General features: G+C 68.5%; 21 protein-coding genes. 7 read left to right on the top strand and 14 right to left on the bottom strand.

Annotation, left to right across the window (positions count from 1 at the left end):
• Positions 1 to 13: 13 nt before the first annotated feature.
• Together BSY19_RS22745 and BSY19_RS22740 are read right to left on the bottom strand one after the other, a co-directional pair.
• Positions 14 to 343, bottom strand: a complete 330-nt coding sequence (locus tag BSY19_RS22745) for a hypothetical protein (protein WP_150129702.1) — start codon at positions 341 to 343, stop codon at positions 14 to 16.
• Between the two features lie 157 nt (positions 344 to 500).
• On the bottom strand, positions 501 to 803 hold the full coding sequence (locus tag BSY19_RS22740) for a hypothetical protein (RefSeq protein WP_069056146.1): 303 nt from the start codon (positions 801 to 803) through the stop codon (positions 501 to 503).
• Positions 804 to 1,080: 277 nt separating this feature from the next.
• On the opposite strand from BSY19_RS22740, the gene flhA reads away from it, so the two are divergent.
• Positions 1,081 to 3,162, top strand: coding sequence for a flagellar biosynthesis protein FlhA (flhA, locus tag BSY19_RS22735; protein WP_236840598.1), 2,082 nt, complete (start codon positions 1,081 to 1,083; stop codon positions 3,160 to 3,162).
• An 88-nt stretch (positions 3,163 to 3,250) separates the two neighbouring features.
• Complete coding sequence (locus BSY19_RS22730) at positions 3,251 to 4,132, top strand: DMT family transporter (RefSeq protein ID WP_069056144.1); 882 nt, start codon at positions 3,251 to 3,253, stop codon at positions 4,130 to 4,132.
• A gap of 58 nt (positions 4,133 to 4,190) precedes the next feature.
• On the opposite strand, the gene BSY19_RS22725 is transcribed toward BSY19_RS22730, so the two are convergent.
• The 3 genes from BSY19_RS22725 to BSY19_RS22715 all read right to left on the bottom strand — a co-directional run bounded on the left by BSY19_RS22725 (position 4,191) and on the right by BSY19_RS22715 (position 6,240).
• Positions 4,191 to 5,228, bottom strand: a complete 1,038-nt coding sequence (locus tag BSY19_RS22725; RefSeq protein ID WP_069056143.1) for a lysylphosphatidylglycerol synthase transmembrane domain-containing protein — start codon at positions 5,226 to 5,228, stop codon at positions 4,191 to 4,193.
• A gap of 130 nt (positions 5,229 to 5,358) precedes the next feature.
• Positions 5,359 to 5,751, bottom strand: a complete 393-nt coding sequence (copM, locus tag BSY19_RS22720) for a CopM family metallochaperone (protein WP_069056142.1) — start codon at positions 5,749 to 5,751, stop codon at positions 5,359 to 5,361.
• Positions 5,752 to 5,835: 84 nt separating this feature from the next.
• Positions 5,836 to 6,240, bottom strand: coding sequence for a hypothetical protein (locus BSY19_RS22715; protein WP_069056141.1), 405 nt, complete (start codon positions 6,238 to 6,240; stop codon positions 5,836 to 5,838).
• 95 nt (positions 6,241 to 6,335) lie between these two features.
• Between BSY19_RS22715 and BSY19_RS22710 the strand changes: the two genes are divergently transcribed.
• A complete protein-coding gene (locus tag BSY19_RS22710) occupies positions 6,336 to 6,950 on the top strand; it encodes a GNAT family N-acetyltransferase (protein ID WP_069056140.1) in 615 nt (204 codons plus the stop codon).
• A 594-nt stretch (positions 6,951 to 7,544) separates the two neighbouring features.
• Here the strand turns inward: BSY19_RS22710 and fliJ are convergent.
• Positions 7,545 to 7,949 (bottom strand): flagellar export protein FliJ, encoded by a 405-nt coding sequence (gene fliJ, locus BSY19_RS22705; RefSeq protein WP_069056139.1) that lies wholly within the window; start codon positions 7,947 to 7,949, stop codon positions 7,545 to 7,547.
• Between the two features lie 241 nt (positions 7,950 to 8,190).
• Here fliJ and BSY19_RS22700 point away from each other — a divergent pair, with 241 nt between their 5' ends.
• Positions 8,191 to 9,414: an MFS transporter gene (locus BSY19_RS22700; RefSeq protein ID WP_069056138.1), complete on the top strand. Its 1,224-nt coding sequence runs from the start codon at positions 8,191 to 8,193 to the stop codon at positions 9,412 to 9,414.
• On the opposite strand, the gene fliI is transcribed toward BSY19_RS22700, so the two are convergent.
• Complete coding sequence (gene fliI, locus BSY19_RS22695) at positions 9,401 to 10,711, bottom strand: flagellar protein export ATPase FliI (RefSeq protein ID WP_069057323.1); 1,311 nt, start codon at positions 10,709 to 10,711, stop codon at positions 9,401 to 9,403. The genes BSY19_RS22700 and fliI overlap by 14 nt on opposite strands.
• Before the next feature lie 224 nt (positions 10,712 to 10,935).
• Between fliI and BSY19_RS22690 the strand changes: the two genes are divergently transcribed.
• Together BSY19_RS22690 and ctrA are read left to right on the top strand one after the other, a co-directional pair.
• Positions 10,936 to 11,160, top strand: a complete 225-nt coding sequence (locus BSY19_RS22690; protein ID WP_069056137.1) for a hypothetical protein — start codon at positions 10,936 to 10,938, stop codon at positions 11,158 to 11,160.
• A 367-nt stretch (positions 11,161 to 11,527) separates the two neighbouring features.
• The gene (ctrA, locus tag BSY19_RS22685) at positions 11,528 to 12,229 is read left to right on the top strand and encodes a response regulator transcription factor CtrA (protein ID WP_069056136.1); all 702 of its coding nucleotides are present in this window, start codon (positions 11,528 to 11,530) and stop codon (positions 12,227 to 12,229) included.
• A 160-nt stretch (positions 12,230 to 12,389) separates the two neighbouring features.
• On the opposite strand, the gene BSY19_RS22680 is transcribed toward ctrA, so the two are convergent.
• The 6 genes from BSY19_RS22680 to chpT form a co-directional block, all read right to left on the bottom strand.
• Complete coding sequence (locus BSY19_RS22680) at positions 12,390 to 13,274, bottom strand: CheR family methyltransferase (protein ID WP_069056135.1); 885 nt, start codon at positions 13,272 to 13,274, stop codon at positions 12,390 to 12,392.
• Positions 13,271 to 14,386, bottom strand: coding sequence for a chemotaxis-specific protein-glutamate methyltransferase CheB (gene cheB, locus BSY19_RS22675; protein ID WP_069056134.1), 1,116 nt, complete (start codon positions 14,384 to 14,386; stop codon positions 13,271 to 13,273). Before cheB ends, BSY19_RS22680 begins: the two co-directional genes overlap by 4 nt.
• 92 nt (positions 14,387 to 14,478) lie before the next feature.
• Positions 14,479 to 14,844, bottom strand: coding sequence for a response regulator (locus BSY19_RS22670; RefSeq protein WP_066613758.1), 366 nt, complete (start codon positions 14,842 to 14,844; stop codon positions 14,479 to 14,481).
• 30 nt (positions 14,845 to 14,874) lie between these two features.
• Positions 14,875 to 15,402 carry a chemotaxis protein CheW gene (locus tag BSY19_RS22665; protein WP_083247782.1) on the bottom strand — a complete coding sequence of 176 codons (528 nt, stop codon included), beginning with the start codon at positions 15,400 to 15,402 and terminating at the stop codon, positions 14,875 to 14,877.
• Positions 15,399 to 18,029, bottom strand: a complete 2,631-nt coding sequence (locus BSY19_RS22660; protein ID WP_069056133.1) for a hybrid sensor histidine kinase/response regulator — start codon at positions 18,027 to 18,029, stop codon at positions 15,399 to 15,401. The genes BSY19_RS22665 and BSY19_RS22660 overlap by 4 nt, the downstream gene beginning before the upstream one ends.
• A 109-nt stretch (positions 18,030 to 18,138) precedes the next feature.
• A complete protein-coding gene (chpT, locus tag BSY19_RS22655; protein WP_069056132.1) occupies positions 18,139 to 18,780 on the bottom strand; it encodes a histidine phosphotransferase ChpT in 642 nt (213 codons plus the stop codon).
• Positions 18,781 to 18,914: 134 nt separating this feature from the next.
• On the opposite strand from chpT, the gene BSY19_RS22650 reads away from it, so the two are divergent.
• A complete protein-coding gene (locus BSY19_RS22650; protein WP_069056131.1) occupies positions 18,915 to 19,775 on the top strand; it encodes a 3'(2'),5'-bisphosphate nucleotidase CysQ family protein in 861 nt (286 codons plus the stop codon).
• Between the two features lie 25 nt (positions 19,776 to 19,800).
• Here the strand turns inward: BSY19_RS22650 and BSY19_RS22645 are convergent, their stop codons facing one another.
• Positions 19,801 to 20,361: a YHS domain-containing (seleno)protein gene (locus BSY19_RS22645; protein WP_083247781.1), complete on the bottom strand. Its 561-nt coding sequence runs from the start codon at positions 20,359 to 20,361 to the stop codon at positions 19,801 to 19,803.
• Between the last annotated feature and the right edge of the window lie 92 nt (positions 20,362 to 20,453).

Here is a 20,453-nt window from a genome sequence, read left to right as displayed (position 1 = left end):
CGTCTCCCGCCGCTCAGTAATAGCGCCGGCGGTAGCGCGGGCGGGCATAGTAACGCGGGCGGGCGTAAACGCGGGGACGCGCATAATAGCGCGGCCGGGCATAGTACCGGGGCCGGGCGTAGTAGCGCGGCCGGCGGTAATAGTACTGGCTGAACTCCGCATCGGTCTTGCCCAGCCCCTCGGCGAGTTCGGCGTTCACCGTCTCGTCGTCACGCGCGGGGCCGTGTTCCGGCGCCGGGGTCGGCGTTGGAATCGGCTGGGCCGCCTCGGCCGTGGCCATGCCTCCGAGGCTTGCTGCGGCGAGGCCGCCGATCAGTGTCGCGATGAATGAACGTCTGTCCACGGCGTACTCCGATTCTGTTGGTTTGCTGACCTTACCTTGCGTTCATAGCCTGAAATCCGTGCTTACGGGTAATGCATATGAAGGATGCGCGGTTGCGTCGGAGGCTCTTCCGGTCCGGTCGTCGGCGCCGCCAGGGATGGCGGCGCCGACGTGTCGATCAGCGCACGATCACGCGACGGCGCACGATGGGGCCGCGGCGGCGGCCATAATAGGCCCGCGGGCGGCGGCGCACGATGATGCGCTCGCGGACGACGGGCCGGCCATAGCGGCCGCGGCGGCGAATGACCCGCTCGCGCACCACCACCTGGCTGAAGTCGGCGTCGGCCTTGTCGAGGCCGGCTTTGGTCGCGGCATCGAGGTCACCCGGCGCGACCGGGGCGCTCACCGGGCCCCACTCGGCGGCGTGGGACAGGGCGATACCGCCCAGGCTGGCCGCGGCCAAGCCGCCGAACATGCTCATGACGAACGAACGTCTATCCAAAATCATTCTCCAGTATTGCTGGTTCTTGGAACCGATGATTCCCACGCACCCAAGTAGCGGGCCCAATGGGGGCCCTGACGCGGTCCTTCGATAACGGCCCGTTCCGGAAAGGGTTCCGCGACCGGTTTTTCGAGGCGTCTTAACCACTCGTTCACCATAAGCCCGGCAAGAATTGCCGGGTTGTGCGTGGGTGTCCGCGCTGGGAGCAGGCTGGTCGATGACCGATGTGACGGCAGGCGGAGGCGGCGGCTTCGACATGAGCCGCGGGGCGATGGGGAAGCTCCTCAATCGCCCGGACCTGTTCCTGGCCATCGGCGTCATGGGCATCCTCGTGGTGCTCATCTTCCCGCTGCCCAGCATCCTGCTGGACATGCTGCTGGCGCTATCGATCATCCTGTCCGTTCTCGTGCTGATGACGGCGCTCTTCATCGAGGAGCCGCTCGAGTTCTCGGCCTTCCCGACGGTCCTGCTGATCGTCACGATGCTCAGGCTTGCGCTGAACCTCGCCTCGACGCGCCTGATCCTCGCCCATGGCCATGAAGGCAGCGCGGCTGCCGGCCATGTCATCGAGGCCTTCGGCAACTTCGTGATGGGCGGCAATTTCGTGATCGGGGTGATCGTCTTCACCATCCTGATCATCGTCAATTTCGTCGTCATCACGAAGGGCTCGGGCCGTATCGCCGAGGTCGCGGCCCGCTTCGCGCTCGACGCGATGCCCGGCAAGCAGATGGCGATCGATGCCGATCTCTCGGCGGGGCTGATCGACCAGGAGGTCGCCAAGACCCGGCGCAAGGCGCTGGAGGACGAGGCGAACTTCTTCGGCTCGATGGACGGTGCCTCGAAGTTCGTGCGCGGCGACGCCATCGCCGGCCTGCTGATCACCTTCATCAACGTGCTCGGCGGCATCATCATCGGCGTCGCGCAGCAGGGCATGAGCTTCGGCGACGCGGCCCGCGCCTACACGCAGCTGACGGTCGGCGACGGCCTCGTCAGCCAGATTCCGGCGCTCATCGTCTCGACCGCGGCGGGCCTGCTCGTCTCCAAGTCGGGCGTGCGCGGCGCCGCCGACAAGGCGCTCGGCAAGCAGCTCTCGGGCTATCCGAAGGCGCTCGGCATGTCGGCGGCGGTGATGGCGCTGATCGCCGTCCTGCCCGGCATCCCGATGCTGCCCTTCATGGCGCTGGCGCTCGGCGCGGCCTGGCTCGCGCGCCATTTCGGGCGGCTGGCCAAGGCCAAGGAGACCGAGGTCGCCGATGCGGCGCAGGCGGCCTCGCCGCTGCAGGCGGACGGGACGCCGAAGGAGGAGACGCTCAACGACCTGCTCAAGCTCGACGAGCTCAAGATCGAGATCGGCTACGGGCTGCTGCCGCTGGTCAATTCGGCCGGCGGGCAGGACCGGCTGACCGACCAGGTCCGCGCGCTGCGCCGCCAGCTCGCCGCCGAGCTCGGCTTCGTCATGCCGGCGGTGCGCATCGTCGACAACGTCCAGCTCGAGGCGAACCACTACTACATCAAGATCAAGGAGATCGATGCCGGGCACGGCCTCGTCTACGCCGGCCAGTACATGGCGATGGACCCGATGGGCGGCAGCGTGAACCTGCCCGGCCACAATGTGCTGGAGCCGACCTTCGGCCTGCCGGCGACCTGGATCGACGGCGCGCTGCAGGACGAGGCGCAGCTGCGCGGCTACACGGTGGTGGACGCGGCGACGGTGATCTCGACGCATCTCACCGAGGTGCTGAAGTCGCACATGCCGGAGCTGCTCTCGCATGGCGAGGTCCAGAAGCTGCTGCGCGAGCTGCCGAAGGACCATGCCGACCTGCTCAAGGAGATCGTGCCGAGCCAGATCTCGACCACGGGCATCCAGCGCGTGCTGCAGATCCTGCTCTCCGAGCGCATCTCGATCCGCGACCTCGCCACCATCGTCGAGGGCATCGCCGAGGCGGCTGGCGGCCTGAAGAACCCCCGCGACATCGCCGAGCATGTCCGCATGCGCCTCGCCCGCCAGATCTGCGCCCAGTTCTCGAACCCCCAGGGCCACCTGCCGATCATCACGCTCTCGCCGGCCTGGGAGAGCGTCTTCGCCGAGTCCATCATCGGCCAGGGCGAGGAGCGCCATCTCGCCATGCAGCCCTCGCGGCTGCAGGAGTTCGTCCACCAGGTGCGCGACAAGTTCGAGGATGCGGCGCGCATGGGCGAGATGCCGGCGCTCGTCACCTCCGGCATGGCCCGGCCGTTCGTGCGCCAGATCATCGAGCGCTTCCGCCGGGAGACGCCGGTGCTGTCGCAGGCCGAGATCCACCCGCGCGTGCGGCTGAAGACGGTCGGCACCGTCTGAGAAGGCGTCGACGCCGCCGGTTTCCACGGGGCGCCGATGCCGGTGGTGCAATGGCGAGGCCGCCCGGCCTCGCCTATGAGGGGCGGGCATGTCGCGCAACGCCGCCCTCTTCGCCCTGCTCTGCCTCGTCTGGGGGCTGACCTTCCTGCCGGTCAGGATCGCCTCCGCGCACACCTCGCCGCTGCTGCTCGCCGCCGCCCGCTTCGTCATCGCGGGCGGGCTGCTCCTGCTCTGGGCGGGGCGGGACGCGGGCAAGGTGCCGCGCGCCGCCTGGCCGCGGCTGATCAGCACGGCGCTCCTGGTCAACACCGCCAATTATGCCTTCCTGTTCTGGGGCGCGGCCCATGCCCCTTCGGGCCTCTCCGCCATCGTCAACATGGCGACGATCCCGATCTGGACGCTGATCGCGGTGCGGTTGATCGAGGGCGAGGCGATCACCGGGCGGCGGATCCTGGCGATCGCGCTGGGGACGGCGGGGCTCGGCTTCCTCTTCGGCCAGCGCCTCGCCAGCGGGGTGGGCGCGGGTGACGCGCTGGAGGCCTGGGGGCTGGCCTCGGTCGCCTTCGGGACGCTGTGCTACTGCATCGGCGCCGTGCTGAGCCGGCCGATCGCGGGCACCATGCCGACGCTGACGCTGGCGAGCTGGCAGACGGCGATCGGTGCGGCCGGGCTGATCGTGGTGACGCTGGCGCTGGAGCCCGTCGGCGCTGCCGAACTCGCGGGATTGCTGGCCTGGCCGGTGGCGCCGGCGCTCGCCTTCCTGATCGGGGCCGGCTCGCTGATCGGTTTCACGATCTTCATCCGGCTGCTGCGCGACTGGGGCGCCTTCGGGGCCGGGCTCTATGCCTTCGTCAGCCCGGTGATCGCGGTGATCGCGGGCGTGCTGCTGCTCGACGAGCCCTTCGGCCGCAGCGAGGCGATCGGCGCCGCGCTGATGTTCGCGGCCGCCGCGATCGCGCTCAGGCGCTGACAGGCATCTTCGCGCATCGGCTTGCTCCGAAAACCGGTTCCCACTTTTCGGGCCGATGCTAGGGCGGCGGCGGCGTTTGGCTGTTGCGCTTGAGCTGGGCGCGCTCGAAGGCCAGCACCACCGGTAGCGAGAGGACCAGCGGGATGATCAGGTAGAACATCCGCCAGACCAGCAGCGCCGCGAAAACCGCCGGGGCCGGCATGCCCGGCATGACCGCGAGGAACACCGCCTCCATCACGCCGACTCCGCCCGGCACCTGGCTGAGCAGCCCGGCCGAGAAGGAGAGCAGGAAGGCGCCGAGCACGATCATGAAACCCGGATTGCCCTGCTCGGGCAGCGCGAAATAGATGATGCCGGCGGCGCCCGCGAGCTCAAGCGGGGCGGCGAGGTACTGCCGGAAGACGATCGGCAGGCGCGGATAGATGATCTCGAGCTTGCCCAGCCGGAACGGCCTGAACTTCAGCCAGGAGCCGATGGTGTAGAGCGCGACGAAGCCAAGCATGGCGACGCCGATGAGCCTTGCACCGTTGTCGCCGATCGCGAACCAGGGCGAGAGCCGCCCGAGCGGGCGCAGGATCTCGGGCTCGTAGAGCAGGACGAGGCCCATCAGCAGGATCGTCCCGAAGGCGAAGGTGAAGGAGCACAGCGCGACGAGCACCGCGACCTCGCCGACGGTGAGGCCCTTGGCGGTGTAGGCGCGGAAGCGCACCATGCCGCCGGAGAACACCGAGGCGCCGATGTTGTGCGAGAGCGCGTAGGTGACGAAGGAGCAGACGGAGATGTAGAGCCAGGAGATGCCCTTCTCCTTGCCCAGATGCAGCAGGGCGATGCGGTCGTACCAGGCGAGCGCCGCATAGGCGACGAGGGTGGCGAGCGCGGCGTGGATGAAGGCCTCGGTGGGGATCACCGCGATCTTCTGGCCGATGCGGCCGGCGACGATGCGCAGATTGTCCCAGAAACTGCCCTGGGCCAGCAGCGCCTCGATGGCGGCATCCGTCCCGGCCTCCGTCTTCAGCTTGTCCCAGAGCAGGTCGACGGACCAGACGACCGCGACGAGCCCGATCAGCGGCCACAGATAATCGAGATAGCGTTTCATGAGACCCGCGGGCTGCGAGGGGCGTGGGACGAGGCGAGACGGCCGGCGCAGGGCCGTCGTTGCAGCCTCTGTGCCAGCGGCCCGGGGGAAGGGCAAGCGGCGTCGCCGCCGCCTGCCGAGTCGTCGATCGCTATTTGCCGTTGGCCTTCAGCCACTCCCGCATCATCGCGATCTCCTTCTCCTGTTCGGCGATGATGCCGGTCGCGAGCTTCTTCAGGGCGGGGTCCTTGCCATGGGCGAGGATGACCCTGGCCATGTCGATCGCGCCCTGGTGATGCGGGATCATGCCGCGCACGAAATCGGCGTCGGCATCGCCGGTGAAGGCGATGTCCATGTCCTTGTGCATCCTGGTGTTGGCGGCCTTGTAGGCGGTGGTGGCGGCGCTGTCGCCGGCCTTCGCGGCCGGCGCGCCGTGGCCGGCATGGGAGCCGTGGCCCTGATGCTGCTGGGCGAGAGCGGCGCCGCCGAGCGCGAGCGCGGCGACGAGCCCGAGGGCGAGGCGGGTGGAAACGAAACCTGTCATGGCTGGTCCTCGATGAAGACGGGAGGCGCGGCGGCCCGCAGGCCCGGCGCACGGCTCCCTGGAAACGAATATGGCCGGAAGGGTTCAGGCCGGCTTGCGTCGCGGCGGGCGTTCCGCCGGTTCGGGCGTCCGCTCGGGTTTCGCGGCGACCGCCACGGGAGCAAGGCTGCGCCAGCCGGCCGGGTCGCTGGCCATGGGCAGGGCAGCGGCCTGGGCCAGGAGCCCGCAGCCGAGGATGCAGCAGGAGGGCATGGCCTGCCCGGCCGCGACCGGCGCGGTGTCGTGATGGCCGGCCTCCTCATGGCAGGGCGTCGGCTCCGCGGCGGCGGCAGGGTGCGGCCGGGTGTGGCCGATCGCGGGCATGGCATGGCCCGCCGCCAGCGTCGCATGGGGCAGCACGGCGAGCAGCATGATCGCGAGCGCAACCACGAGCCGCGCCAGCGCGAGGCCGCGCCCGACCGTCTCTGTCCGCCGATGCCGCTTCGTCATGAGGTGATGTCTCCGCCCCGATCATGTCATGATCGCGGCAGGGCGCCAGCCGAATCCGGCCGGGCGCCGAATGGCGCTTCACCGATCAGGCCGACATGACCCAGACCCTGACCATCAGCCTCACCGGCACCACCGACCTGCCGCCCGGCAAGATCGCCGCTATCGTCACCTCGCTGGAGATGCGGGCGCGTCCGCCCGAGCGGCCCGATCCGCCGGGGCTGGAGGGGTTTGCGCTGGAGCGCATCGGCGCGGACGAACTCGACCGCTATCTCGCGATGTACCGGCGGCTGGGCGAGCGCTGGATGTGGTTCAGCCGGCTGGTCAAGCCGCGGGCCGAGGTCGCGGCCATCCTCGGCGACGGCAACGTCGAGACCTACATGGTGCGCCGCGAGGGCGCCGATATGGGCCTGCTCGAACTGGATTTCCGGGTGGCGGGCGAGGCGGAACTCGCCTTCTTCGGGCTCGACGAGGCGGTGCTCGGCCAGGGCGCCGGGCGCTGGCTGATGAACCGGGCGCTGGCGCTGGCCTGGGCGAAACCGATCGCCCGCTTCTGGGTCCACACCTGCACGCTCGACCACCCCGCCGCGCCGGAGTTCTACCAGCGCTCGGGGTTTTCGGTGTTCAAGCGCGGGGTGGAGGTCGATGACGATCCGCGGCTCAAGGGGCAGATGCCGCGCGGCTGCGCGCCGTATCATCCGGTGATCGGATAGGGGGTGAAGGCTGGTATGGTGGTGAGTGGGTCAGTTTTCGGCCCGTTGCGTACGCTCGTTTCTCGGCGCTGTAAGCTTGGCAGGAGGCACTTATGCGTTGCGCGCTAATAGCATTTCTCTTCTCGGCTGTTGCCGTTGACGCGGTGGCGCAAACTCCGGTTATCGCAGGACCTGGTGTTGTTTCTTGCGCTGAATTTGCCGAGGGATATCGACGAAATCCTAGACCTATCGAGACACAGTTCTTTGCTTGGGCGCAGGGTTACATGTCAGCGATAAACCTGCCGATGCGTCTCCGCAACGAGCCAACACGTAATCTAATGGGTATGCCGACTGCTTCGCAAAAGCAGCGCTTGCGAGAGTTCTGTGATCAAAGGCCGCTTTCTAATTTTGAACTGGCGGTCAGAAGCCTCTACGAGAACCTTCCGGAAAATCCGCCTAAATCAAACTGAAACGGACGCCCGAGACGATCTCTGGCTTTCGACCGCTCTGGATCCGTTGCCGATTTCGTTTCGTGTCGCACTGACCTTGCGCCCAACAAAAAAGCCCGCCGGACATCCCGGCGGGCCTTTCAATTTCACAACCTCAACCCGCCATTCACGCCCTCGGGCGCAGGCCGATCGAGTCCATCATCGCCTGGTCGCGGGCGGCTTCGGCGGCGCGCTCGGTCGCCTTCTCGCGGTCGTCGAGGATCTCGACCTTCTTCATGTCCTCGAAGGCCTCCTGGAGTTCGGCCTTGGCCTCCTCGAGCTGGCCCTTCAGATTGTCGGCGGACTGGCGGAGATTGTCGCGGCGGCCCAGCGCCGCCTTGGCATAGGTCGGATAGGCGAAATGCGCGGGGTCGGAGATGCCGGCCCGGGATTCCTCGCTCTGGATCTCGCGGTCCAGATCGCTCGCCATGCGGTGAAAATCCGCGATCATCATCTCGATCTGGCTTACCCGGCGACGCTTTTCGTCCACCTGGAAGCGCTTGAGACGCAGCAATGTGTCTCGCGACTTCATGTCGTTTCCAACTCCTGATCACGCATGGGCCAACGCCGACCCCTCGGCGCGTGCCCGGAACTCCTGGCCGCGAGACGAAAAGGACAATGGCGCAAGGAGGTTGACCGTTCCTTACCGGAAGGCCTCGCATTCGCTGCATGGCGCGGTCGCGTGGCTGCTGCTGACGCATGACGGCGGCAGGGGCTAGTAGCGGAGAGCCTCAGGCGCCGCCCGGTGCCCGAGTCCTGTCGGGGATGCCCGCTTGCCTGCCTTTCCGCGCCTTCCCAAGCCCATCCCGCTGATTGCCGGCCTCGTCGTCACGCGGATCATCGGCTGGGGCTCGACCTTCTATGCGCTCTCCGTGCTGGCGCGCGACATCCAGCGCGATCTTTCGCTCGACGTGACCTTCGTCTTCGGCGGGATCACGCTGCTGCTGCTGACGGGCGCGGCGCTGGCGCCGGCGGTCGGCCGCCATCTCGACCGCGCGGGCACGCGCGGGGCGATGGGCTGCGGCGCGCTGGCCTGTGCGCTCGGGCTCGTCCTGCTCGGCCTGGCGCAGGGGCCGGTCAGCTATCTCGCCGCCTGGGTGGTGATCGGCATCGGGCATGCCCTGTCGCTGGCCAATGTCGGGGGCGTCACCGTCGCGCAGCTGATGGGCCCGCGGGCGCGCCGGGTGATCGGGCTGATGATGCTGGCGACGGGCCTCTCCTCGGCCCTGTTCTGGCCGCTGACGGCCTGGCTCGTGGCGCAGGGCGGCTGGCGCACGACCTGCCTGATCTTCGCCGCGCTGCAGATCGTCATCGTGCTGCCGATCTATCTCGCGGTTCCGCGGAAGCCCTCCTCCGGCGTCGCGGCCCCGGCGGGGGCGCCGGCGGCGGAGCGGGACGAGGGGCGGCTGCCGCCCGCGCATCGCCGCGCCGCCTTCTGGCTGGTGGCGGTCGTGTTCTCGGCGAGCGGGCTGGTCTCCTGGGGGCTGCCGCTGCATCTGATCGACCTGTTGCGCGATGCCGGCATCGGGCCGACGGAGGCCGTCGGCATCGCGGCGCTGAGCGGGCCGGCGACGCTGCTGGCGCGGCTCGTCGATGCGACGCTCGGCGACCGGCTGCCGGTCGAGTGGACGGCGCTGGCGGGGCTGGTGCTCGGGCCGCTCGCCTGCCTGGTGCTCGTGCTGGCGCCGGGGACGGCGCTCGCCGCCACCGTCTTCGTCGTCAGCTTCAGCGCGGCGATGGGCGTGATCTCGGTCGCGCGGGCGACGCTGCCGCTCGTCCTGTTCGGCCGCGACGGCTTCGGCGGCCTGATGGGCCGGCTGACCGTGCCGCAGAATCTCGCCTTTGCCGCCGCGCCGCTGCTGTTTGCGGCGATGATCGCGCAGTTCGGGCGCGACCTCGCTTTGATCGGCGCTGCCGTGATCCAGCTGTTTGCGGTCGTCGCGATGGTCGCGCTGCTGCGCCTGCTGGCGCGGGGCCGCGACCTCAGCCGTTCATGATCGCGGCGAGGCGGGCATAGCACTCCGGCAGGGGCGTCGCCTCGTCCTTGGCCTGTTTCAGGAAGGCCTCCAGCGCGGGGTTGAGGCGGATCGCCTCGTCGACCTCGGGGGAGGCGCCCTGCCGGTAGGCGCCGAGCCGGATCAGCTCCTCCATGTCGGCATAGGTCGCGAGCGTGGCGCGCGCCTTCTGCACCACCGGGTAGAAGGCCGGGTCGCAGGAGCGCGGCATGGTGCGCGAGACCGATTTCAGCACGTTGATCGCCGGGAAGCGGCCGCGCTCGGCGATCGAGCGCTCCATCACGATATGCCCGTCGAGGATGCCGCGGACCGCATCGGCGACGGGCTCGTCATGGTCGCCGCCATCGACGAGGACGGTGAAGAGGCCGGTGATGGCGCCGTCGCCGACGCCGGGGCCGGCCCGCTCGAGCAGGCGCGGCAGTTCGGCGAAGACGGTCGGCGTATAGCCCTTGGTGGTCGGCGGCTCACCGGCCGCCAGGCCGATCTCGCGCATCGCCATGGCGAATCGCGTCACCGAATCCATCAGGCACATGACCTGCAGGCCCTGGTCGCGGAAATATTCGGCGATGGTCAGCGTGGTCAGCGCGGCCTGCTTGCGCATCAGCGCCGGCTCGTCGGAGGTCGCGACGACGACGACGGAGCGCGCCAGCCCCTCGGGGCCGAGATCGTCCTGCAGGAACTCCTGGACCTCGCGGCCGCGCTCGCCGACGAGGCCGATGACGTTGACGTCGGCGCGGGCATAGCGCGCCAGCATCGACAGCAGCACCGATTTGCCGACGCCAGAGCCGGCGAAGATGCCCATGCGCTGGCCGAGGCAGCAGGTCAGGAAGGCGTTGAGCGCGCGCACGCCGAGATCGAGCGGGCGGCCGACGCGGCGGCGCGAATGGGCCGGCGGCGGGTCGTTGCGGAAGGTGTAGAGGTCCTCGCCCTGCGGCAGAGGCGGGCCGCCGTCGACCGGGCGCCCGAGCGCATCGACGACGCGGCCGAGCCAGGCCGGCGTGGGTTTGAGGCCGGGCGCCGCCTTGTCGATATAGGCCGGGCAGCCGCGGCGCACCCCGTCGAGCCCGCCATAGGGCATGACCAGAGCCTTGTCGCCGGAGAAACCGATGACCTCGCAGGGGACGCGGCTGCCGGGCGCGATCTCGATGCCGATGCGCCCGCCGAGGCTCATCGCCCCGATCGGCCCGGCGATCTCGACGAGGAGCCCGCGCACCGCAATGACACGGCCATAGATGGTGACGGAGTCGAGCCCCGCGATGGTGGCGGCGAGGCCCGACAGGCGATCGTGACCATGGGCGGGGCTGTTCAAGACGGCCTCCCTGCAACTGTCGCTCGCCGGGCGCGGGCGCGACGCCGCCTGCCTCTCACCGATTTCCCCCGCCGCGGCAAGCGCCGCCGGCGGTCCAGCGATGGCGCCAATTTGAATCGGATTGTCTGTGGACAGAGAACAGGGCGGAAAGGGCCGGGCGCCTAGGCCCGAGCGGTCTGACACGGGACCGTTCGATGATCCTCGCACTGGCGCTGTTCACCCTGGGAGTGGGCGCCGGGCTCATGTATGATGGCGTGTATCGCGCGATCATGCTGATCCTGGCGATCCTGCTGCTGTTTTTGAGCTGGGTGATCTTCAGCGACGTCGACATCTTCAGCTTCTTCATCTTCGCCGGGAATCTGCTGGCGCTCGGCTCGGGCCATCTGACGGGCCTCTACCTGCAGGACCGCTCCTCCTGAGGCCGCCCGGGCGAAACGCGGCAAGCGAGCGGCTCCGTTTACCCTTCATTAAGCCGAGTGATTAACACTGTGTTTCGAGGCTGCGTCGCGGTGCAGGGGCATTTTGTCCCGGTTCCACGAGGCCGTCTCCGCGAAAGCGCATTTCGCGGGCGAATAGCGAAACGATCCGTGTCAAATTCGACTCACTCCGACAAGGATCGTCGCCCTTCACCCAGGAACCGCTTGCGCACGGGAATCACGGTTTGTTAACCATTGTGCCCGTAGCGTGTCGCGTGGCGTTTCATCGGGCAAGCGCCTTCTCGCTCAGGGCCGTGCGGGTTCGGGCGGAACGAACGGCTTGCCTGCGGGCGAAATTGGGGACGTGGACATGCGGGTTCTGCTGATCGAGGACGATAGCGCGACCGCCCAGTCGATCGAGCTGATGCTCAAATCCGAGAGCTTCAACGTCTATACGACGGATCTCGGCGAAGAGGGCGTCGATCTCGGCAAGCTCTACGATTACGACATCATCCTGCTCGACCTCAACCTGCCCGACATGTCCGGCTACGAGGTTCTGCGCAGCCTGCGTGTGGCGAAGGTCAAGACGCCGATCCTGATCCTGTCGGGCCTCGCCGGCATCGAGGACAAGGTCAAGGGCCTGGGCTTCGGCGCCGACGACTACCTGACCAAGCCCTTTCACAAGGACGAGCTGGTCGCCCGCATCCACGCCATCGTCCGCCGTTCGAAGGGCCACGCCCAGTCGGTCATCACCACCGGCGACCTGGTCGTCAACCTCGACACCAAGACGGTCGAGGTCGATGCCGCCCGCGTCCACCTGACGGGCAAGGAATACCAGATGCTGGAGCTGCTCTCGCTCCGCAAGGGCACGACGCTCACCAAGGAGATGTTCCTCAATCATCTCTATGGCGGCATGGACGAGCCCGAACTCAAGATCATCGACGTGTTCATCTGCAAGCTGCGCAAGAAGCTCGCCAATGCGTCCGACGGCAAGAACTACATCGAGACGGTCTGGGGCCGCGGCTATGTGCTGCGCGAGCCGTCCGAAGCCGAGGACCGCATCCCGGCCTGAATTCCGGGCGGAGCGGAGGCGTCACACGCCGGTCACGTTTCGCCTGTAGACGAGAAGACAGCCTGATCGTCGGATGTAAACGACAGGTTGACGGGGACCCCGCCGCGAGGCGGGGTTTTTGTTTGTGGTGGCCAGACGGCGCGATGTCTGGTCGGGGTCTTTAGAAGCGGCCGCCCGCGATGGCGCGGACGGGCTCCCGAGGCAGGCTGAGGCCGGCCGGCTGGGCATGAATGCAGTTCTGGCCGCGATAGACGCCGCGGTGCTGCCGATCGGGCAGGACCGTCGTCGAGATTCCGATCACGGTTTCGGCCGCCCCCAGGAACATGGCGCCCTGCGGGGCCAGCCGAGGGGCGAGCGCCTCGAGGACCCGCGCCTTGGTCTGGACGTCGAAATAGATCAGGACGTTGCGGCAGAAGATGATGTCGAACTGGCCGAGATGGCCATTGGGTTCGAGCAGGTTGTGCTGCCTGAGATCGACCATCGCGCGCAGGCGCTCCGAGATCCGCCAGCGGTCGCCCTCCTGGCTGAAATGCTTGAGCAGCATCTGGATCGGCAGGCCGCGCTGGATCTCGAACTGGCTGTAGAGGCCGGCGCGGGCGCGCTCGAGCACCTCGCCGGAAATGTCGGTGCCGACGATCTGGATCTTCCAGCCCGACAGGCGCGGGCCCATCTCGTCGAGGATCATCGCCAGGGAATAGGCTTCCTGGCCGGTGGAGACGGCCGCGCACCAGATCCGCAGGCTGCGCGTGGCGGCGTTCGCGGCGAGGCGCTCGGGCAGGATGACGTCCCGGAACAGGTCGAAGGGCGTGTGGTCGCGGAAGAACAGCGTCTCGTTCGTCGTCATCGCCTCGATGACCGCGTGCTCGAGCGCCGCGTCGTTGCCGGGCCGCAGCTTCTGGATCAGGGTCGCGATGTCGGCGATGTTGCGGCGTCGGCAGAGAATGCCGAGGCGGCTCTCGGCCAGATAGCGCTTCTCCGGGCTGAGCGAGAGCCCCGAGCGCTGATGCAGCAGCAGCCGCAGGAAGTTGAAATCGGCATCCGTCATGACGGCTGCCCCATGCGAACCAGCCCGCGGATCGCCGCGCCGATGTCGTCGAGGCCGATGACGGCGCTGGCGTGCTGCGCCCTGACGATCGAACCCGGCATGCCCCAGATCGTGCTGCTCTGCTCGTCCTGGGCGATGACGGCCGCGCCGGCGCGGCGCAGGGCGCCTGCGCCCTCGGTGCCGTCGGCGCCCATTCCGGTGAGCACGAGGCCCAGGGCCGCAGGGCCGAGGTGCCGGGCGGCGTCGTTGAACAGCACGTCGACCGCCGGACGGCAGAAGCGCACGGGCGGGCCGTCGTTGATGCTGGCGGTGATGTGGCCGAGCCGTCTGTCGATGCCGAGATGCCGGCCTCCGGGCGCTATGTAGATGGTACCCCGGACCAGTCGCTCGCCGTCGAAGGGCTCGCGCGCGGGGATGCCGATATAGCTCGAGATCTGCTCGGCGAAGGAGGCGGTGAACACCGGTGGCATGTGCTGGACGACGACCGTCGTCAGGTCGTGGAGCGCGTCGCCGATGTCGAACAGCACCCTGGCCACGGCCCGGGGGCCGCCGGTCGACGCCCCGATCACGAGATAGCGCGGAACGACCGAGACCAGCTGGCGCAGGCCGGAATTGCCGCCGGGGATGAAATCGAGCTCTACGTCGACCGGCAGGGCGCCGGGCTTCGGCCGTGCCTGTGCGACATTGCCCAGCTTGAGCAGGAACTCGCTGCGGAATTCGAGCGAGAGAGTCAGCCCGCTGCGGCTGTCGGGCTTGGAGACGACATCCATCGCGCCCTTGGTCATGCATTCGAGCGCGATGCGGGTGTTTCGCTCGTTGAGCGTCGTCGCCAGCAGCACGCCCGTATGCGGGCTCTCGCGCAGGATCTGGGGCAGGGCAGTGGCGCCGTCGACGCCGGGCATGTCGAGGTCGAGCACCATCACGTCCGGCTTGAAGCGGCCCGCATGCGCCACGGCCGTCTCGCCGTCGCCGGCGACCGCCACCAGGTGAAACTGGCCGCTTTCCCCGAGCCAGCGGGCAAACAGGCCCCGGACCACCACGGAGTCATCGGCGATGACCACCGTCTTGTGCCTCGGGGCGCCCGCCGTGCCGATGGGGGACAATCTGTTCATGCGTCAGCGACCCGCCCGGAGCATATGGCAAGCGCCGGCCGCGGCATCGGCCAGGGGCCGGCCTCTCTCGTCCGGCGCTGGCGTGCGCGGGATCAAAGCAGCCCGACCTGATGGAACTTGGAGGCGACGATCTCCTTGTCGAAGGGCTTCATGATGTACTCGTCGGCGCCGGCATGCATGGCGCGGGCGATGTGCGCGATGTCGTTTTCCGTGGTGCAGAAGACGACCTTCGGGCGCCGGCCGCCCGGCATCTGCCGCAGCGTGCGCAGGAAGTCGTAGCCGTCCATGATCGGCATGTTCCAGTCGAGCAGCACCGCGTCGGGCATCTCGCCCTTGCAGGCGTCGATCGCGCGCGCGCCGTCCTCGGCCTCAGCGATGCGGAACTGCAGGCCTTCGAGGATGCGACGCGCGACCTTGCGGATCACCGCGGAGTCGTCGACGACGAGACAATACTTCATGGTCAGTCTCCAGATTGGTGCCGAGGCGCTTCAGGCCGCAGCATCCAGCTCGATTGCGAGGAGCGCGTCGACGTCCAGAACGACGAGCAGGCGGTCGTCGAGGCGGTGCACGCCCGTCGCCAACGCCGTCCAGGACCGGTCGAGATGGACCGGCACGGGTTCGAAGGTCGACTGATCCAGGCGCATCACCTCTCCCACGGCATCGACGATCAGGGCATAGGCCTCGCCCTCATGGTCGATGCCGACAGCCACCAGCTCAGTCTTGCCTTCTCGATCTTGCCTGGGGGTGACCGGGCGGCCCAGCCGCCGGCGCAGGCAGATCGCGGTGACGATGCGACCGCGCAGATTGAGCAGACCGATGATCTCGGAGGGCGCGCGCGGCACCAGCGTGATCCGGTTGGTGATGAAGACGTCGTGCACCCGACCGATCGGCAGACCGAGGATCTGGTCGCCGATCATCACGGTGACGTAGTCGAGCGAATCGAAGCCCGGGGCCGCGGGTTCGGCGGCCATGCGACGTTCGCTGTTTTCGCTCATGTCGGTACGGTGAAGGGTCATGCCGCCTCCCTCATGCCGGGCCGCCGCTCCGCCAGTTCGGCGAGCAGGGCGCGCCGGTCGAACTTGGCGACGACTTCGTCGAGCCTGGCCTGGCCGGCGCGCATGTGGAGATCGGGCGTGACCAGCGTGGTCATGCCGATGAGGCGCAGGCGATGCCCGTGCTCGCCCGAGCGCACGGCCTCGGCGAAGGCGAAGGCCGCATCGATGTTGCCGTCGAGGTCGACGAGGAGGGTGGCGACCGGCCCGGCGGCGATGATCTGGTGGGCGGCTGCAAAATCGGCCGCGAAGGCGACCCGGTGGCCGGAGGCCTTGAGAACCGGGGTCAGCATCTCCCGCAGGAAGCTCGAGGGTTCGACGAGAACGACCTGCGCTGCGGTGGAGGGGGCGCCCTGGACGGTCGCGCTCTTGCGCCAGCCATGCTCGTTGATCGGCAGGTAGTGCGCGAGATCGATGATGTCCGTGGCGCGGCCGCGGATCATGGCCGAGCCGACGATGCCCCGATCCTGCACGGCCGCCATCTCGATATCGACAACCTCGTCGACGATGTCGACGATCGCGTCGACGGCGAGCGCCACCGTCATGTCGCCCTCGCTGATGATGACGAGCGGTTGCAGGCCTTCCGCGCGCAGTTGTGTCTCGCCGACGGGCACGACCGGGACCAGCCGGTTGCGATAATGCAGCAGCGTGCGGCCGCTGCCATGCTCGAACAGCGTGGCATCGACCTCTTCGAGCCGGGTCACGAGCGAGAGCGGCACCGCCCGGACGCCTTCTGCGCCGGTCCTGAAGACGAGCATCGTCGTCCTCTCGACGGCCGTGGCGACGGAGGTCGGCGCTTCGACGCTGAAGGCCTCGCCCGCGCCGGTGCCGCCGACGAGGCCCGCCACGCCATTGGGATCGACGATCAGCACGACGGCCCCGTCGCCCAGGATGGTGTTGCCGGAGAAGAGCGGGATGTGCCGCAGCTTGCTCGACATCGGCTTGACGACGATTTCCTCGGTATGGAACACGCCGTCGACCAGGATCCCGAACTGGCGTTCGCCGATCTGCGTGACGACGATGAAGCCGTCCTCGAAGGAGGGCTCGGCGGTGCCCATCAGGGCCGAGAGCGCGATCACGGGGAGCAGCCGCCCACGCAGTCGCAGGATCGGTGCGCCGTTGATGTTCTCGATGCGGTGATCGGCGCCGGATTTCACGCGAACGAGCTCGCGGACGACGATCTGGGGAATGGCGAAACGCTGGTCGCCGGCGACCACGATGAGCGCCGCGACGATCGCCAGAGTCAGCGGAATCTTGATCGTGATCGTCGTGCCGAAGCCGGGCTTGCTGATGAGGTCGATGAGGCCGCCCACGGCGTCCACATTGACCTTGACCACGTCCATCCCGACGCCGCGGCCCGAGATCGCGGTGATGCTGTCGGCGGTCGAGAAGCCCGGATGGAAGATGAAGCGGCTGACCTGCGCATCGCTCATACGCTCGATCTCGGCTTCGCTCGCCAGCCCCTGCTTGGCCGCCCTGCGCCGGATTCGCTCGATGTCGAGGCCGCGCCCGTCGTCGGCGACCGCGATCGTCACAGAGCCGCCCTCGTGATAGGCGGCGAGCCGGATCGTCCCCTGCTCGGGCTTGCCCGCGGCGCGGCGCTCGGCGGGGGACTCGATCGCATGGTCGGCGCAGTTGCGCACCATGTGGATCAGCGGATCCTTGATCAGGTCGAGGATCTGGCGGTCGAGTTCGGTGTCGGCCCCCTCGGTGATGAGCTCGATGCGCTTGCCGAGTTCGGCACCGAGATCGCGCACGATCCGGGGCAGCTTCGACCAGGCGTTGCCGATCGGCTGCATGCGCGTTTTCATGACGCCGTCCTGGAGTTCCGCCGTGATCAGCGACAGGCGCTGGAGCGGGCCTTTCAGGCCGTTGTCGTCCTGCTTGCGCGAGATTTCGAGCAACTGGTTGCGGGTCAGGACCAGCTCGGACACCATCGTCATCAGGTGCTCGATGGTGTCGACATTGACGCGCAGCGTGGCCGGTCCGGTCGGACGCGGCTCGCGTGTACTGGCCTCGTCGGGGACGGCGGCCGCATCCGCCCGCTCGATACGCCCATCGGCTCCGCGCTGCGGACCCGGCGCGCTTCGGAAGACGAGGTCGAGCCCTTCCTCCGTCTGAGGCAGGGCGCTCGGCGCGGAGTGGCGCGCGAGATAGGCTGTGACGGGATCGGGCGCACCAGGCTGCGCCGCGGCCTTCCGCAGCAGTTCGGACCGGGCGTGGTCGGCGAGGATGCCAAGCTCGCGGATCAGGTTCTCGTCGTTGCCGGCGGGTTCCTCGCCCTTTTCGGCCAGTTCGGTCAGAATGTCCTTGACCCGGTCGATCGTCTCCAGAACGGCCGTGACTGCGATGGCACTGACCGTGGCACCGTCGCGGAACTGCCCGATCAGGGATTCGGCCGCGTGGGTCAGAGCCTCGAGCCGCGGCAGGCCGATGAAGCCGCAGGTGCCTTTGACGGTGTGAACCAGTCGAAAAATATTGCGCAGGATATCGCCGTTATTGGGCTCCTGCTCGAAGCGCACGAGTTCCCGATCGACGGTGTCGAGATTTTCGCCCGTCTCGGTCAGGAACTCTTGCAGCAAGTCGTCCATGCAGGGGACCACCACTCAACGCGACAACACACGACAACAGCTAAGCAGCAGAAGGGTTTATGATCAGTTGAGATCGGCGCGAAAGACGCGCCGATCTGTTGGGCCGGCCTCAGTCGGATTTGCGGGCGGTGATCGTGACTGTGTCACCCTCGATCGCGAAGGTGATCGCCATGCCAGCGGCGCGCGCGACCATCCCCGTATAGAGCGGCTGGACCGCATGGGCGTCGATCGTGCCCGTCTCGGAGCGGCCGGCGATCAGTTCCTCGACATGGGCGGGGATGCGGGCATGCGACCCGGCGGCCGTGATGACGAAGCTGCCCTGCTCGCCCTCGACGGTGGCGCGCGAGGTCAGCTTGCCGCCGCGCGGAACCGCCTGGGCCGCCAGCACGAGCAGGTTCAGCAGGAGCTTGACCTGGTTCTTCGGCAGAAGGGCACGCGGGGCCTCCCAGTCGAGCGAGAGCTTCTCGTCGTTGAGGAAGCCGTTGGCGACATTGCCGGCATCGCCGAGGTCGATCATGGCCCCGGCCGAGCCGGCGGCACCGAAGGCGAGCCGGGCGAACTGCAGGCGCGCCGAAGCGTTGCGGGCGCTCTTCTTGATCAGTTCGAGCGCGAAATCGCGCATCGAGGGATCGTCTTCCTCCAGAACCTCCAGTGCGTTGACAATGGCTCCGACCGGGCTGATCACGTCGTGGCAGACGCGGCTGCAGAGAAGCGCGGCCAGGTCGAGCGGCTCGAGCGAGATGGCGGTCATGGGGCTTGTCCTGGGAACATGGCTGCGTGGCGCGAGGGGTGAACGGAGCGCCGTTACCCTCGATATGGTGGTATCTTGGTTTTGATGTGGTTAAGTCCCGGTTTCCGGCCGGGTGCAGCGGAGGACGCGCAGCCGTGACGACCCCCCGGCCCGCGACAGAGGATGACGGGACGGCGGCCGAGCCGCGTCTCGCCGACCGCAACGATCTCGCCCGGCGTCTCGCGGAAGCCGCTCGCCTGAGCGGCGCCGTGCTGCTGGCGATGCGCGCGGCGCGAGACGTCACGATCAAGGCGGACGGCTCGCCGGTCTGTTCCGCCGACATGGCGGCCGATCGCACGGCCAAGACCGCTCTGGCGCGTCTGCTGCCGGGCATTCCGGTCGTCAGCGAGGAAAGCGTGGCGGAGGTGGCGCCGGCGGCGCTGTTCATCCTGCTCGATCCGCTCGACGGCACGCGGGAGTTTCTGGCCGGTGGCGACAGCTACTGCGTCGCGATCGCCCTCATCCGGGGCGACCGACCGATCGCGGGTGCGATCGCCGCACCGGCCAGCGGCCGGGTCTGGTTCGCCGGTGTCGAAGCCTTCGCTCAGGATATCGCGCCCGATGGCACGACATCGGGCGCGGCGCACAGGATCGCCGTGCGCCGCCTGCCGGATGCGGGCCCGACCACGCTGGTCAGCCGCTTCCATGGCGATGCGCTGAGCGAAGGCGTCTCCGACGCGCTCCAGTCCGCCAGCACGCGGCCGATGTCGTCGGCGGTGAAGTTTGGACTGATCGCGTCGGGGGAGGCCGACCTCCACATCCGCGGTGGCCAGACCATGGAGTGGGACATTGCCGCCGGGGACTGCATCCTCTGTGCGGCGGGCGGCGTCGTGCTGACGCTCGGCGGAGAGGCCCCGCGCTATGGCTGCGTCGAGCGCGGCTACCGCAACCCGCCTTTCGTGGCCGCTTCGAGCGAGGCGCTGGCGCGTCGGGCGCTGGCCGCGGCCGCGCCCTGAGCTGTTGGCGGAGCCGATCGCCGGATCAGCGGGTCAGGCTCTCCGAGACGCTCGCCCATTGCCCGTCGGCCAGCCGCTGCAGGCTGCTGTCGGCGATGAAGCGCTTGCGGTTCTCGGCTGTTCTGAAGAGGAACAGGCGGGACCCGATGATGGCGAACTCCTGGGGGTTGCTGTCGACCGCGCGTCCCTGAGCCACCGCCGAGGCGTCGAAGCCGGCAAAGGCGGGTGCGTAGATCTCCGGCGCGTCGCGGAAGGCCGCCCGGTTGGCTGCGGAGACGAAGCGCCAGACGGCGCCCTGGTGCAGGATCTCGTAGGCGGGTTCACCGGCGACGGCGTGGCCTTCGAGCCGATAGGCGACCGGGTCATAGCCGTTCAGGGCCAGGCCTGACTGGACGTCGCGCTGGACGATTTCATTCAACGACGGCAGTTTCGGCAGGCCCTCGGGCAGCCCGGCGGCCTCGGCCTGCCGGGGCAGGGGCGCCAGCGCCAACAGCGCGAGGACCCCCGCCGTGCGGACGATCACGCCCGCACGATTGGCGATGCACAGCGGCAGGGCGCCGCAGCCCCGCCTTGTTCCAGCCTTCATCACCGGCAAATCCTGACCTCCGTCGCTGCCGGTGGACGTTCCCCCTGGCTGGCGTCTTCACGGGTTGGATACGCTTTAGGGGGTATCAGACT

Origin of the sequence: Bosea sp. RAC05 (assembly GCF_001713455.1) — a bacterium.
Lineage (GTDB): Bacteria > Pseudomonadota > Alphaproteobacteria > Rhizobiales > Beijerinckiaceae > Allobosea.
This window is presented reverse-complemented; position numbering and strand designations above follow the sequence as displayed.